We start from the raw sequence: 15617 nt of genomic DNA, 5'->3' as shown, positions 1-15617 counted from the left end.
TTAGAAGCCCGCCTTGCGCAGGCCCTCGCAATAATGAACGCGCTGCCATTCTTCCCTAAAGGGAACGATGGTCATCCACTTGTCGAGATCAAAGTCCGGATGCACGTCGAAAGTCTTACGGACGAACTGGCGCGCTTTTTTCCGGTTGCCGAGCATGCCCCAACTTGCCGCCGACAGCCGGTCGGCAGGGGTCGGATCGCGCATGCGCTCGATATAGGCGATCGCCTGCTCATACTGGCCAAGCGAGTAGCTGGCGCCGGCCGCGGTCCAGAAATATTCGTCCGGCGCAATCGGGTTGAGATCGATTGCTGCCTGGATCTTGCGCAGGCCACCCTCGGGGCGCGAAGCTTGCACCAGCGTGTCGGCGTAGCTCGCAATCACGTTGGCGTGCTGAGGGCTCAGCGCCTCCGCCTTGTCATGGTATTCCATGCTCTCGTCGAACTGTCTCAAGTAGAGCTTGACGACGCCAAGCTCGCGATAGCCCGTTGCCAGCGTGTCGTCGGCCACCACCGCATCGCGCGCATGCCGTTCCGCAAGCGCCAGCAGCTCTGCGTCGCCGCGGGCTGTCAGCAGCCACTCGAAAAAATAGCTGCGGGCGAGCCCGCTCATCGCCGGCGCAAAGCCGGAGTTCTCATAGAGCGACTGGCGGAAACTCTTGCGCGCGCGCCGCAGCTCCGGAAGGTTGAGCTGCTTGAGATAGCGCTGCCCGAGGAGGAAGCTGCGGTACGAGCCGACATTGGTCTCGTAGGTCTGGCGATGGGTCTCGTTGCGCTCCACCTGGTTGGCGATCGCCAGCGCGATCTGGCGGGCGATTTCCCGCCGTGAGGCCATCAGCCCGTCGCCATCGAGATTGAAACGGTCGGCCCAGATCACTTCGTCATTGGCAAAGAAGATCAGTTGCGTGAAGAGCGTCAGCCGGCTGCCTTCGTCGGTCAGGCGCGTGTCGAGAATGTAGCTGATGGCGTGCTTCTGGTAGGTGCTGGCCTTGTCTGCCTGCAGGCTGATCTGTGCGGCCGTGTAGGGCGCGATCACCGAAACCGAGCGAAGCGCGCAAAGCCCGATCGTCACGTCCTCGATCAATGCGCTTGCAAATTGTGTTGCCGGACTGTCGTTCGCGCCGTTGTTCGGCGGCAGAAGCACGACGCGCGGCGGGCGCGAGTCGGCTGCCGGCTCCGACGTCGGCGCGATTATCGTCGAGACCGATCGCAATTCCGGCCTGTTGATCGCGATCGCGCCGCCGCCATTCGAGACAGCCCGTGCCTCCAGATGGTTGCCCTCAAGCTGAAACGCCTGGGTCAGGATCTTGCGCACGTCCTCGTCGAGCGGGTTGCGCTCGAGCAGCCGGGTCGCTGCCGCCTTGACCAGCTTGCGATGATTGTTCGTCGCCTCCGCTGCCGCAAGAAGCAGGCTTTCGCGCAGCAGCGCCATATGCTCGCCACGCTGCCGCTCGATCCAGCCATGCAGCGCCTGGCCCTGGGACTTCAAGTCCTTGAGGAAGTCTTCCTGGAAGGTTTCGACGGCCCACTGGAGACGGGAAAGTGGATCGCCCGCCTCACGCCCGATGGTATCGAGGTCGCTCTTGAGCCGGCTGGCGTCGAAGCGCACGGCCGACGGCGAGAAACTCAGGAAGTGACAGCCGAGTTCTTCCTGGCGCGCGCTGATGCGGGAGACCGTCTTGCGCAGATTGACGAAGGCCTGGCTCGGGACGATCTCGTCCCAAAGGAGCTTGGCGACATCGTTTCTTGACTGCTCGCTGTGGCCGCCGACGATCAGATGACACAGGATCAGCAGACCCTTTTCGGGAAACGCTACCTCACGCCCGCCGTTATCGACGAGCCGCAAGCGCCCGAGGGTCTGCAGTCTGAATGTCATCCGGTCATTCCTGTCGGGCGCGGGTGCTTAGCCGTGCAGGTCCTGAGCGTGGCTCGTGCTTGAGCGGGCGGTCTCGGTCTCCGGCGTCTGGGCAACGGCGGCGACCAGCGAGATGATCTTCTTGCGCAGCACCGGGTCCGTGATCTTCAGGAAAGCGCGGTTGAGCGCGATGCCTTCCTTCGACGAAACGAAGGACGAGATTTCGCTCGGCTCGCGCGTTGTGTCGCCGTTGCGTGCGCCGGCAGGGTCTTCACCCTCCTGGAAGAAGAAGCTCGGGTGCACGCCGAGGATATCGGCGATCGCCTGCAGACGGCTCGCGCCGATGCGGTTGGTGCCTTTTTCGTACTTCTGTACCTGCTGGAATGTGATCCCGAGACCGTCGGCCAGCTTCTCCTGGCTCAGTCCGGCCATCAACCGACGCATCCTGACGCGGGAACCGACAAAGACATCGATCTGGCTGGGGGCTTTCGTGTTCACTTGTATTTCCTCCGCACGTAGGAGTGGTCAAATCATACATATGAGTTTGCTTGAATAAATGACTCTATGCAATCACTACGGGCTAAAACACAAAGATTTGCGACGCTTTAATGATTTTACCTGGGGAGACGGGATAGCGACCGTCGCGATCGGGACAGAAGCGGGCAACCTGAAGGACCGGGGAGGGGTGGTGAAACGGCATGCGCCCCTGCGGCGCTCCGAATCGTTCCGGTATCCGGCGTTTGCTGCGGCACGCTCCGCTCCGTTGCGTCTAACTTCTCGGCGACCCGTTACGGTCGCCGTTACTGTTACGTACTTGCGCTTTGGCGATGGGCAAAGATGTCTATGGCTCAACCAGTTCCGGTGCCAGCTTCGGCTTCAGTCGTTGCGGGCGCGGGTCGGCCGCCCGGGATCTCGGAGAACCGCAATGCGCAGACTGACACTCGCCTTCACCCTCCTCGCGATTGCCGCGGTTCCGGCGCGGGCCGGGCCGGCAACGACGAGCGCCTCAGTCAATTTCCGGGAAGGACCGGGAACCGCCTCCAACAGTCTGGGGACGATCGCCGAGGGAACCGAGGTCGATGTCAAGGAATGCGACGATGCGGGCACCTGGTGCGCGGTAAGCTTCAATGGCCAGAACGGCTTCGTGAGCGGCAAGTACCTGAACGATGCCGATCCCAAGGGGCTCGGTTGGCCGCGCGCCTACAAGACCGATAGTGGCGCGACCATCACGCTCTATCAGCCGCAGATCAACGCCTGGAAGGATTTCACCGAACTCGATGCGCTGATCGCCGCCGAATACAAGCAGTCCGACGACGCCAAGCCGATCTTCGGCGTGGTTGGCGTTACTGGCAAGACCGATGCCGACAGCGCCTCCGGCCAGGTCGTCGTTTCTGATATCAAGATGACCGAGATCAACTTCTCCGTCCTCGACCGGAAGGAACTGGCGGATCTGACGCTCGAGGTCGACAAGCTGATGCCGGTCGGGACGATCACCATTTCGGAGGACAAGCTGACGGCGAGCCTCGCCGACTACCAGCGGCTCGGCAATGTCGAGGGGTTGAAGGCCGACGCGCCGCCGATCTTTATCAGCAAGAAGCCGGCGATCCTGGTGCAGACCGACGGCAAGGCCGTGTTTGCCCCGGTCAAGGGCGTCGAGGGGCTCTCCTTCACGGTCAACACCAATTGGGATCTGTTCAAGGTCGAGGCTGACGCCACTTATTACCTGCGCAACGACAAGTCATGGCTGCAATCGAAGGATCTCGCCTCGGGATGGCAGTCCGCCTCGTCGCTTCCCGACATACTCAGCAAACTGCCGGACGACGACAACTGGAAGGATGCCAAGGCGGCGATCCCGCCGCAGGCGGACAAGGTGATCGTGCCCGACGTCATCTATTCGGACAAGCCGTCGGAACTGCTCGCCTTCGACGGTGAGCCGAAACTCGAACAGGTGCCGGGCACCGGTCTCAAGGTTGCGACCAACACCGAGAGCGACGCCTTTTACCGTGACGTTGACTCAAGCTGGTACATCCTCGTATCCGGTCGCTGGTTCGCGAGTACCGCGCTCGACGGCCCCTGGACCTTCGCGACGCCCAAGCTGCCGCAGGACTTCCAGAACATTCCGCAGGATGCCGCCTATTACACGGTGCGCGCGTCCGTTCCCGGTACCTCCGAAAACGCAGAGGCGCGGCTGAAGGCGAGCATTCCCGAAAAGGCGCGTGTCTCGCTCGATGGCTCCGTCACGGTGGACGTCGCCTATAGCGGCGACCCGAAGTTCGAAACGATCGACGGGACGTCCCTGACCTACGCGGTCAACACCAACGAGACCGTCATCAAGGTCGGCGACAAGTATTTCGTGCTCAAGGACGGGGTCTGGTTCGTCGGCGATGCACCGACCGGGCCGTTCGCTGTGGCAAAGGCGGTGCCGGACGAGATCTATACCATCCCGCCGTCGTCGCCGATCTACAATGCCACCTATGTGCGCATCTACGATACCGAGCCCGACGCGGTCTGGTTCGGCTATACGATGGGTTACCTGGGTGCCTATCTCGCCTGGGACACCTTCGTCTACGGCACCGGCTGGTACTATGACGACTATTGGGATTACGGCTGGGCCGGTGGCGGTTACTGGCCCTATTATCCACGCCCGGTAACCTATGGGGTCGGCGCCTTCTATAATCCGGCCATCGGTACGTTCGGCCGCTATGGATATGCCTACGGGCCCTATCGCGGCATTGCTGCCGGTGCGGCCTACAATCCGCGCACGGGCACCTACGTTCGCGGCGCGGCCGGCTACGGACCGAACGGAGACCGCGGCTTCGTCGCCGCCTACAATCCGCGCACCGGCAACGCGGCGATGGCCCGCGGCGGACATAACGTCTACGGAAGCTGGGGCACCGCGGCCGTCAAGCACGGGTCCGATTTTGCCCGCATCAGCGGCGGCTCGACCGCCAATGGCGCCGGCGTCAATTGGCGCACGTCGGACGGGAACCATGGCTTTGTCGCCGGCGGCAAGGGCGGCGACGTCTATGCCGGCCGTGACGGAAACGTGTATCGTCGTGACGACGGACAATGGCAAAAGCGTACGCCCGACGGTTGGCAGCCAGTCCAGAAGCCTTTGATCCAGGATAGGACCAAGGTGGGCGAGCAATTCTCCGCCAATCATCCGGATGCGGCGGCGAACCTCAACCAGCGGATCGACACGCGCCAGCAAGCCGGTCAAGGCGCGGACCGCGCTCGTGCCCCCGATCATCTGGCGATCGACAATATCGGACGTCAACTTGGCAACCAGCGCTCCTTCGAACGACAGTCTTTCGATCAGCGGCCGTTGAATTTCCCGAGCAGTGGCGGAGGCGGCTTTGACCGACCCGGTGGCTTTGGTGGCGGCGGCTTCCACGGCGGTGGTGGCTTTGGTGGTGGCGGTGGATTTAGCGGAGGTGGCTTCCATGGAGGCGGTGGGTTCCATGGCGGTGGTGGATTCCGTCGCCGTTGACCGCGACGCTCTTGACGTTGGCGCAACAGCCCGGTGGTATGTTAGCCTTTGTAATGATTGAGAGTCGTGCCGGTCGGGGGACGGGCATGTTCGTCGGGGGTGCTGAGAATGGGCTGTGTCGGGTCGTCGGGTCGCTTGCTTGTGGGGCCGGTCTTCGGTCTCGTGGCTTTTCTTTCCGTTGTTTTTGGGCTGGTTTCGCCAGGGCTGGCGCAGGAAGCCGCGCCGGCGGCTCCGCCCGCAAAGGTCCAGCAGCTGATCCAGCTTCTCGATGATCCGGAAGTGAAACAGTGGCTGTCGACGAAACAGGCCCCGCCCGCCACTGCGGCCGAAGCTCCGGCCGGAACGCCCGCAACCGGTGTCGTGGCGCGTTGGACCGCCGAAATCAGGCGTCATCTGACCGGCATCGGCAACGCCGTGCCGCGTGTCCTTCCGGAAATGCAGGCGGCGCGCCAGCGCCTTTCCGGCGACATGGAGAGCCATGGCGCCGCTCCCATCCTCAAAGGGTTTTTCCTGATCCTGGCGATCGGCTACGGCGCCGAATATCTCCTGCGCTGGCTGCTCGGACGCAGCCTGAAGGGGGCGGTGCTGACGGGGCCGGCCCGCACCATGCTCACACGGCTTCTGCCGCTTATCGTTTTTGCGGCTGCCAGCATGTCGGTGCTGGCGATCGCCGACTGGCCGACGCGGCTGGAAACGACGATCGCGCCGCTGCTCGGCGCCTGGATCGGAGCACGCCTTTTGATGATCATCGCCTCGGCGGTCCTGACGGGGGGACCGGTCAACGAGGGGAATGCGGACGGGCGAGGCGGTTACCTCTCGCTCACGCCCGATGAGGCCAGCTTCTGGCACCGGCATGCCCTATGGCTGATCGGTGGCGGGGCGCTCGTCTGGGGTGTCGGCGACGCGATGAGCGCGTTGTCGATTTCCGCGGACGTGCGCAATCTCATCACCGCGCTTCTTGGGCTCGTGGTCCTCGCGCTCGGGATCCTCACAGTCGTGCGGCGTCCGGTGGGGGCCGTCGTCGGTTCGCGCCGTATCGTCGGCAACGTGTTCCTGGTTGCCTTCCTGATCGTGCTTTGGCTGCTTTGGGTCGCCGGCATGGACGTGCTGTTCTGGATCGGCCTTTACGTGATCGGCTTGCCGCCGCTGCTGCGTTTCACGAGCGCCTTTACCAAGACGATGCTGGATAGCTCGGCAGAGGACGATCCGCGCGTGGTGCGCAACATCTTCATCGAGCGCGGGGCACGGCTGCTGGTCATCGCGCTTGCCGCCGGCTGGCTGGCGCTCGTCTTCAAGGTCAGCGCCACGTCGATGATGCAGGACGACGCCTTCAATCGGGTGTTCCGCGGCGTCCTGGCGGGTATCGTCATCCTGCTGGCTGCAGATCTGGTCTGGCAGCTCGTCAAGGGTTTCATCAACCTGCGCGTCAAGCAGGCCAATCACGCGACCGAAGACCCGGCCGAGCGCGCCCGCAACACCCGCCTGATGACGTTGCTGCCGATCCTGCGTAACTTTCTGGCAGCCTTCATCGCGATCGTGGCCGTGCTGATGGTGCTCTCCGGCCTTGGGGTGGAAATCGGCCCGCTGATTGCCGGCGCCGGTGTCTTCGGCGTGGCGATTGGCTTCGGCTCGCAGACGCTGGTCAAGGACGTCATCAGCGGCATCTTCTACATGATGGACGATGCCTTCCGCATCGGCGAATACATCCAGAGCGGCAGCTACAAGGGCACGGTCGAATCCTTCAGCATTCGCTCGGTCAAGCTCCGGCATCATCGCGGTCCCGTGTTCACGGTGCCTTTCGGCTCGCTCGGCGCGGTGCAGAACATGAGCCGCGACTGGGTGATCGACAAGTTCCTGATCAACGTTTCCTTCGATGCCGACGTCGCCAAGGTGAAGAAACTGGTGAAGGGCATCGGCGCCAAGCTGCTCGAAGATCCGGATATCGGGCCGCTGATCCTGGAAACGGTCAAGATGAAGGGTGTCGAGAACTTTGGCGACTACGGCATGACCTTGAGTTTCGCCATGAAGACGAAGCCGGGGGCACAGACCCAGGTCCGGCGCCGGGCGCAGGTGATGATCAAGGAATCCTTCAAGGAAAACGGCATCAACTTCGCCTCGCCGACCGTGCAGGTGGCGGGCGACGAGCAGCAGCAATCCGTCGCCGCGGCCGCCGCGACCCGCGACGCCATCGCCAAGAAGAATGCGGCCGCCGCGCTTGGCGAAGGCGGTCCGCCGCAGGAATAGCATTTCGGCAACAGGGTTCTCGGGCTGGGGGCTGACATGAAACGCGTTCTCTTGGGGCTGCTGCTTCTCGTGTTCTTCACGGGAAGCGGCGCCTTGGCACAGTCGAATGAGCAATTCCTTCGCTCGATGTTCGTCCCCCACAAGGACGACTTCGACGGAATGGAAAAGCGGCGCGTGATCCGCATCATCGTGCCTTTCAGCAAGACCATCTATTTCCTCGATCGCGGCCAGCAATTGGGCACGGCCGTCGACTTCGGAACGGCGCTCGAACACGAACTCAACAAGGGGAGGAAGAAGCAGATCGACAAGATCCGCGTCGGGTTCCTGCCGATGCCGCGGGCGCGTCTGCTCTCGGCGCTCGAAGAAGGGCTTGGCGATATCGTCATGGCCAATCTGACGATAACCGAGACGCGGCTTGCAAAGGTCGATTTCACCGCGCCGCTGTTCGACGAAGCCAAGGAGGTGCTGGTCACCGGCCCTTCGGCGCCGGCGATCACAAGCGTCGACGATTTGAGCGGGCAGGAACTGCATGTGCGCCGATCGAGCAGCTATTACGAGCACCTGGCGGCGCTCAGCGCCGGCTTCGAAAAGGCCGGTCGCGCGCCGATCACGCTGAAGGACATGGATGAGAACCTCGAGGACGAAGACGTCCTGGAGATGATCAATGCCGGCCTGCTGCCCTGGACGGTCGTCGACAAATACAAGGCGGACATCTGGGTGAAGGTGTTCACCGACCTCAAGGTGCGCGACGACATCGTCGTTTCCGACCACGGGGAGATCGCCTGGGCGATCCGCAAGGACAGCCCCAAGCTTAAAGGTGTGCTCGACGACTTCGTCAAGACCCACAAGGTCGGGACGACCTTCGGCAACATCCTGAGGAGCACCTATTACAAGGGCGACAAGATGCTGAAGCGCGCCTATGCGCCAGCCGATGTCGAACGTTTCAAGCAACTCGTGGAAATCTTCCGCACGCACGGGAAGACCTATTCCTTCGACCACCTGATGCTGATGGCGCAGGGCTACCAGGAATCGCAGCTCGATCAGTCCCGCCGCAGCCACAGGGGCGCGGTCGGCATCATGCAGTTGCTGCCATCGACCGCTGCGGACAAGGCCGTCAACATTCGCGGCATCGATAAGGACGAGAACCTCAACGTCGAAGCGGGCTCGAAATATCTGCGCTACCTTGTCGATACCTACATCGACGACCCGGCCGTCACGCCGAAAAACCAGATGCTGTTTGCCTTCGCGGCCTACAATGCCGGACCGGGAAACCTGCGCAAGTTCAGGGCCAAGGCCAAGGATATGGGGCTCGACCCGAACCTCTGGTTCGGCAATGTCGAGAATGCGGCGGCGGCGATCGTCGGGCGCGAGACGGTGCAATACGTCAGCAATATCTACAAATACTATGTCGCCTATAGCCTGCTCTCGGAGCATGATACGGAAACCACGGTCGAGAAGGCCGGCAGCACAGGGGTGGCTGCAACGCCTTAGCGAACGCGGCGGCGCGATCTGGCCGCGCTGGAAGAAGAGAAACGAAACAAGGAGTGGCAGGCACGGAGCGGTCCACGGACGGCGATGGGGCTGCCAGGTGATCATGGTGAAAAACATCCGCAGCCTTGGCGGGCTGTTTGGTCTGCTTGCTCTGTCCGCGGTGACGCTTGCGGGCTGCACGACGCCGGACCTGGAGCCGATCCCCGGCAGCATCACCTATGGCGGGCAGCCGCGCACGAAGCTGACGAAGGCGCCCGTCGGCAGCATCGTCCCGCACCGCTTCACGAGCGGCAACAGCTTCGTTCAGGAAACCTATGTCATCGAGCCGGACCGTTCGCTGAAACTGATCCGCCGGGACTACTACGATTTGCCGATCGACCGATGAACCGCTGGCGGTCGGGCCTGGTATCCCCTTGGCTGCAGACGGCGGCGCGGACGCATGCTTTCCTCTCCCGCGATCCCACCGGAAAGCGGCAAGCTCCCGGCGCGGTCGGTTGACAGGCCGCCGCGGAGAAACGATAGCTCGCTGCGGATGAAGATCGCCTTTTACGCACCGCTGAAATCCCCAGACCATCCCGTTCCTTCGGGTGATCGCCTGATGGCGCGCATGCTGGTTGCAGCACTCCGTGCGGGAGGGCACGAGGTCGCGGTCGTCTCGGACCTGCGCAGCTTCATGGCGGCCGCGTCGGACGTAGATTTTCGTGAACTGGAGCAAGCGGCGGCAGGCGAGATCATCCGCCTCCGGCAGGGGTGGATGCGCGACGGCGCCCCCGATCTATGGTTCTGCTACCATCCCTACTACAAGGCGCCGGACCTGCTCGGTCCTTCGCTTGCCGCCGAATTCACCATCCCCTACGTGACGGCAGAGGCCTCCTACTCGGCGCGGCGAAACGAGGGCGTGCGCGCGATCGCCCAACGCCACGTGCTCCAGGCCATCGAGCAGGCGGCAGTCAACATCTGCCTGACGCGCCGGGACCGGGATGGCCTGCTGGAGGCCGCGCCCGACTGCCGCCACGCGATGCTTGCCCCCTTCATCGATGCCGCCCCTTTCGTGCCGGGCGGCGGAAGCACGGATGACCTCTGCCGCATGGTCGCTGTCGCCATGATGCGCAGCGGCGACAAGCTGGACAGCTACCGCATGCTGGCGCAATCGCTGACACACATCGCCGATAGCCGCTGGACCCTGACGATCGTCGGCGACGGTCCGTGCCGCGACGAGGTGCAACAGGCCTTCTCGGCCTTGCCGTCCGACCGGCTGGACTGGCTCGGCGAAAGGAGCGCTGCCGATCTGCCGGCTATTCTTGCCGGCAGCGACCTCTACGTTTGGCCGGGCTGCGGCGAGGCCTATGGGCTTGCCTATCTCGAAGCTCAGGCGGCGGGCCTGCCAGTCGTTGCGCAGAATACCGCCGGCGTGCCGGAAGTGGTCAGGGACGGCGAGACAGGGATCCTTACGCCCGACGGCGATGCCACCGCCTTTGCGGCGGCGATGCGCGCGCTGATAGAGGATCCGGTCCTTCGGCGGAGATTGGGTACGGCTGCCGGACGGTTCGTCCACGACGAACGTTCCTTCCCTGCCGCGGCGCGGCGGCTGCGCACGATATTTGACGAGCATCTGGAGGCGACGGCATGAGACGACCCCATTGGCAGCAGCTTGCCGTCGCGCTCGACCGCGTGGCCGCGTCCGGTCGACAGGTTGATTTCTGGCTGCGGGACGACGACGCCGCCGAGCCGACGGCAGCACTCGACCGCCTGTTGTCGCTGGTTGACAAGCACCTGGTTCCGGTGGTCATCGCCGTGCCGCCCGCGCTGACGGGCGAGGCGCTTGCGCGCCGCCTCGATGGACATGCCGGCGTCAGCGTCGCGGTGCACGGCTGGGCGCACCGCAACCATGCTCCGCCCGAGGAAAAGAAACAGGAACTCGGCGCGCACCGGCCACGCTCAACGGTTCTCGATGAACTCACGGAGGGTTGCGCGCGTCTCCAGGCGCTGTTTCCGCGCAGCTTCGTGCCGATGCTGGTGCCGCCGTGGAACCGGATCGACGGCGCGCTTCTGGATGACCTGCCCGGGGTCGGTTTTGCGGCGCTGTCGGTCTTCGGTCCGGAAAAACCCTCGCTCTTCAAGCTCGTCAACACCCATGCCGATGTGATGGATTGGCAGGGAACACGCGGCTGCCGCGAGCACGCGGCGATTGTAGCAGACATCATCGCCAGGCTAAGGCAGATCTGCGGTGACGATGAAAAGAGGCGGGATCAGGCCGGGCGAACCATCGGAGTGCTCACCCATCATCTGGTTCACGACGCCGGCGTTTGGTCCTTCATGGAGGAGCTCTTCACGCTTACGGCCGCGCATCCGGCCTGTCGCTGGCGGACCGGAGCCGATCTCATAGCTTAATGATCCTTTCGCTGGCGGAAGCGTAGTTTGGCCAGCTGCCGCGACAAACAGTAGGGACGCTTGCCGCCATGTCAGGGAGGCGCGGCCGTCGGATGCGACGGCCCATGTTTTGCTGGAACACCACCTCAGCCGCTACCGGGTACGACAGTGTCGTCATCGTTGTCCGGCAGCAACCCTGAGCCGGGGGTCTTGGTCTTGTCGGTCAGTCGATCCTTTGCATGAGGACCTGCGGTTGGAAGATGCTGCCCACCCGACGGATCCTTGCCGGTTTCCTCGATCGCCTGCTGGGCCTTCTTGTCCTTGCTCATGCGGTGCTCCTTCTTTGGAAAGAAGGAATCCACGAGGCGTGAAATAGTTCCGGCCCGAATTTCGGGTAAAGGACATCCCGACGCGATTTCAGATGCTCAATCGAGCTCGACGATCTGTCCGTCGCGGGCGGCAAAGGCGCCGGGGAATGTCGCCTGGACATCGCGTTCCATGGCGGCCAACGCCTCATCGGTGCGCGACGGATCGTGGTGGAACATGGCGAGCTGCTTGACGCCGGCGGCCATCGCCAGTCGTGCGCCATGCATGCCGGTCGAGTGTCCGTAACCCTGAAAATGCTCCATCTCGCTTTCGAGATAGGTGCAGTCGTAGACGAACAGGTCGGCCCCGGCGATCAGTTCGAGCACGCCGGGATCGAGGACGCCCGGCTCGTGCTCGGTATCGTAGACGAGAGCGACGGCGCGGCCGTTCCATTCGATCCGATAGCCGACGCAGCCACCGGGATGGTTGAGGCTCGTCGTGCGGATGGTGACGCCGGCACGCGGGGTCAGCACGTCACCGGGTTTGAAGTCCATGCCGTCGAGGCTCGCTTGACAGATGTCGGGATCGACCGGGAACCATGGTGGGCGCATGAAATCGCGGATCATCTCCCGCGTGGTCATGGTGCCGTGCAGATGGCCAGACCAGAAGCGCACCGAATTGCGACATTTGTAGATGGGTTTGAAATAGGGAAGACCGATAATGTGGTCGTAGTGGCTGTGAGTGAAGAACAGATCGAACTCTTCGACGCCTTCGGCGATCAGCGCATAGCCAGCCTCGCGCAGGCCAGAGCCGGCATCGAACAGCAATACGTCCTTGCCGCATCGAATTTCGATGCAGGATGTATTTCCCCCATAGGCGACGTATTGTTGGCCGGAGACCGGCAAACTTCCTCTTACGCCCCAGAACCGCACTCGAAAGTTGTCGTCACGCATTCAGTTTCGGCTTCACTACGCACGCTTGGACCATTTTGATCCTTGTGTGACTGTTAAACAAGCACAGATGGCCACACCCCTGCAATGCCATGGGTTATTATTTGGAAACTAACCATCGCGTCGCCAAGTCCCCCTCCGGCCAAATCCGCTCCTCGCCTATCTTCTAGGCTGCAGAAACGGACTGAGGTGTCTCCTTGGTAACAGCCAATGAAACTTTTTGTTGCGCTCCCGCGTGAATTATCTGACGAACGTTAAGGGCGAGCGAAGATCGAGGCGCTGATGGCTGAGGCAATGGAAGGCCGATTTTACGATAGCGTGCCGTTGTTCGACGCCTTCGAAGGCGTCGCGGACGAAGCGAATTACCGGCCGTTGCCGGACGGCTGGCTGCTGGCCGTGGCCGATATCGTCAACTCGACCGGTGCGATTGCCGACGGCCGCTACAAGACGGTCAACATGGCCGGCGCCAGCGTCATATCCGCCCTGATGAACGTGCTCGAAGAAAAGACGATGCCCTTCGTATTCGGGGGGGATGGCGCCTTGGCGGCGCTGCCGGCATCAATGGCCGACAGGGCCGGCGACGCGCTGGCCGCGGTGAAGACCTGGGTGGCGGAGGAACTTGACCTTGAGTTGCGGACCGCGCTCGTTCCGGTCAGTGACATCCGCCAGCACGGGCTCGACATGCGCGTCGCCCGCTTCAAGGCCAGCGACGAGGTTTCCTACGCGATGTTTGCAGGCGGCGGCGCAAGCTGGGCCGAGGCGGCGATGAAGGCCGGGCGCTATCACGTCGCGGCGGCGCCTGCCGGCAGCCGGCCGGACCTGACCGGCCTTTCCTGTCGCTGGAACCCGATCGAGTCCCGCCACGGCACGATTGCCTCGATCATCGCGGTGCCGGGCGCGAAGGGCAACGGACCGGAATTCCAGGCGCTGATCGCCGACATCGTCGCGCTTGCCGACGAGGAAGGTCGCGGCGGTCACCCCGTTCCCGAGCTTGGTCCGACCGCGCGGTTCTCCTTCCAGGGGATCGACACCGAGACGCGCGCGGCCGCTCCGCGAGGGCGACGTTTCCTGAAGCGTTGCGTTATCACCGTGCAGACGCTGGCACTTTTCGTCTGCCTTCGGATGGGCTGGAACCTTGGGCCCTTCGATACGAACCGATACCGCCGCGACCTTGCCGACAACACCGACTTCCGTAAATTCGACGACGGCCTGAAAATGACGATCGATATCAGTGCCCCGTGCCTCGAACGGATCGAGGCGCGGCTGCAGCGGGCAGAGGCAGAGGGCGTCGGACACTATGGCCTGCACCGGCAGGATTCGGCGCTGATGACCTGCATCGTGCCGACGCCGATGACCCGCGACCACATACACTTCGTCGACGGCGCCTCTGGAGGCTATGCGGTGGCGGCGAGCAATCTCAAGGCCGCGCTGGCGCGCAACAAGGCTACTCAACCCTTTGCGGGTGGCGCCGGCTAGCTGTTGTGGCCACAGGGATGCGCACGACCGTTGCGCTATGCCTTGATAATGTGGCTGCCCGTCAGGCCGTTTCGATGGAAGACGTTGCGGGTATCGACGACGAGCGGCGCCCACTTGGCGAGGGCTGCGTAGTCCACCTGGTCGTGGTCGGTGGCGATCAGCACGGCGTCGAACGCCGCCACCGTGGGCTCGTCGAGCGTCACTGAACGCCGGCCCTTCAGAGCGGCATATTCGCGCGTCGGCGGGATCTCGGTAACGTAGGGGTCGTGATAGGCGGTGTGGCCGCCGCGCTCCTCGATCAGTTCGATCAGGCGCAACGATGGGCTCTCGCGAATATCGGGAACGTTCTTCTTGTAGGCGAGGCCGATGACGAGAACGGTGGAGCGGCTGAGCGCCTTGCCGGCGTGCCGGTCCAGCGCCTCGGCCAGTCGGCTGACGACGTGGCGCGGCATGGCCGAGTTGATCTCGCCGGCAAGCTCGATGAAACGCGTCGGCAGTTCGTATTCGCGCGACTTCCAGGTGAGGTAAAAAGGGTCGATCGGAATACAGTGGCCGCCGAGGCCGGGGCCGGGATAGAACGGCATATAGCCGAACGGCTTGGTTTTGGCGGCCTCGATCACTTCCCAGACGTCGATGCCCATCGCCTCGTAGACAATCTTCAATTCGTTGACGAGCGCGATGTTGACCGAGCGGAAGATGTTTTCGGTGAGTTTCACGGCTTCCGCCGTGGCGTTGGACGAGACCGGAACGACCGTCTTGACCACGGAAGCGTAGAACGCCTCCATCAGCTTTGCCGCCTCGGGGCCGTCGCCGGCGACGACCTTCGGAATGCTCACGGTCTCATAGACCGGGTTGCCCGGGTCTTCGCGCTCGGGTGAAAAGCCGACGAAAAATTCGGCGCCGGACTTGAACCCGGTTTCCTCGAGGATGCTGCGCACGATGCCATCGGTCGTACCGGGGTAGGTGGTCGATTCCAGGACGATGAGCTGCGCGGGACGCAGGGTTGCGGCGATCGCGCGCGACGTCTTTTCGACAAAGGAAAGGTCCGGGTCGCGATATTTGGTCAGGGGCGTCGGCACGCAGATGATGATGACGTCGCAGCCGGACAGTTCGAGGAAATCCGTCGTGGAACGGAAACGGCCAGCACCGCTCTCCCGGGCAAGGACAGCGTCCGAGACCGCCCCGATGTAGGACTTGCCCGCATCGAGCGCGACGATCTTGCCGGGATCAATGTCGAAACCGATGACGGAATAGCCCGCGCGCGCTGCCGCAATCGCCAATGGCAGGCCGACATAGCCGAGCCCGATGACGCCGGCCTTGGCGCTCCGGGCGGAGATGGACGACAGCAGGCTTTCGAAATGAGGTGAGGTCAAGTTTCGGTTCCGGATCTCGTGGACAGACAGGCGCGGCGCGCGAACATGTCGTGGTTTGTTGGAGAG

12 protein-coding genes are annotated in these 15617 nt (G+C 63.2%); 7 read left to right on the top strand and 5 right to left on the bottom strand.

Annotated elements, in window-relative coordinates:
• Together IB279_RS23995 and IB279_RS23990 are read right to left on the bottom strand one after the other, a co-directional pair.
• Window positions 1-1872 carry a hypothetical protein gene (locus IB279_RS23995; protein ID WP_060521791.1) on the bottom strand — a complete coding sequence of 624 codons (1872 nt, stop codon included), beginning with the start codon at window positions 1870-1872 and terminating at the stop codon, window positions 1-3.
• Window positions 1873-1899: 27 nt separating this feature from the next.
• Window positions 1900-2349, bottom strand: a complete 450-nt coding sequence (locus tag IB279_RS23990) for a helix-turn-helix domain-containing protein (protein ID WP_060521790.1) — start codon at window positions 2347-2349, stop codon at window positions 1900-1902.
• A 427-nt stretch (window positions 2350-2776) separates the two neighbouring features.
• On the opposite strand from IB279_RS23990, the gene IB279_RS23985 reads away from it, so the two are divergent.
• From IB279_RS23985 to IB279_RS23960, 6 genes are all read left to right on the top strand, one after another.
• Complete coding sequence (locus tag IB279_RS23985) at window positions 2777-5341, top strand: SH3 domain-containing protein (RefSeq protein WP_192339870.1); 2565 nt, start codon at window positions 2777-2779, stop codon at window positions 5339-5341.
• A 108-nt stretch (window positions 5342-5449) separates the two neighbouring features.
• Entirely contained in the window at window positions 5450-7585 is a 2136-nt protein-coding gene (locus IB279_RS23980; RefSeq protein ID WP_082566551.1) for a mechanosensitive ion channel family protein, read from the top strand.
• A gap of 36 nt (window positions 7586-7621) precedes the next feature.
• Window positions 7622-9076, top strand: coding sequence for a lytic transglycosylase F (locus IB279_RS23975; RefSeq protein WP_060521787.1), 1455 nt, complete (start codon window positions 7622-7624; stop codon window positions 9074-9076).
• Between the two features lie 103 nt (window positions 9077-9179).
• Window positions 9180-9461, top strand: coding sequence for a hypothetical protein (locus IB279_RS23970; RefSeq protein ID WP_034799172.1), 282 nt, complete (start codon window positions 9180-9182; stop codon window positions 9459-9461).
• A gap of 147 nt (window positions 9462-9608) precedes the next feature.
• The gene (locus tag IB279_RS23965) at window positions 9609-10706 is read left to right on the top strand and encodes a glycosyltransferase family 4 protein (protein WP_060586098.1); all 1098 of its coding nucleotides are present in this window, start codon (window positions 9609-9611) and stop codon (window positions 10704-10706) included.
• Window positions 10703-11467, top strand: a complete 765-nt coding sequence (locus IB279_RS23960) for a polysaccharide deacetylase family protein (RefSeq protein WP_060601577.1) — start codon at window positions 10703-10705, stop codon at window positions 11465-11467. The genes IB279_RS23965 and IB279_RS23960 overlap by 4 nt, the downstream gene beginning before the upstream one ends.
• 125 nt (window positions 11468-11592) lie before the next feature.
• On the opposite strand, the gene IB279_RS23955 is transcribed toward IB279_RS23960, so the two are convergent.
• Entirely contained in the window at window positions 11593-11775 is a 183-nt protein-coding gene (locus IB279_RS23955) for a hypothetical protein (protein WP_034799175.1), read from the bottom strand.
• Between the two features lie 96 nt (window positions 11776-11871).
• Entirely contained in the window at window positions 11872-12705 is an 834-nt protein-coding gene (locus IB279_RS23950) for an MBL fold metallo-hydrolase (RefSeq protein ID WP_043613689.1), read from the bottom strand.
• Between the two features lie 279 nt (window positions 12706-12984).
• Here IB279_RS23950 and IB279_RS23945 point away from each other — a divergent pair, with 279 nt between their 5' ends.
• Entirely contained in the window at window positions 12985-14178 is a 1194-nt protein-coding gene (locus IB279_RS23945) for a DUF3095 domain-containing protein (RefSeq protein WP_192339868.1), read from the top strand.
• Window positions 14179-14213: 35 nt separating this feature from the next.
• Here IB279_RS23945 and IB279_RS23940 read toward each other — a convergent pair whose 3' ends face one another.
• A complete protein-coding gene (locus tag IB279_RS23940) occupies window positions 14214-15551 on the bottom strand; it encodes a nucleotide sugar dehydrogenase (protein WP_060530245.1) in 1338 nt (445 codons plus the stop codon).
• Window positions 15552-15617 lie beyond the last annotated feature (66 nt).

It is taken from the genome of Ensifer sp. ENS06, from assembly GCF_014852205.1.
In the GTDB taxonomy this organism is placed as follows: domain Bacteria; phylum Pseudomonadota; class Alphaproteobacteria; order Rhizobiales; family Rhizobiaceae; genus Ensifer; species Ensifer adhaerens.
This window is presented reverse-complemented; position numbering and strand designations above follow the sequence as displayed.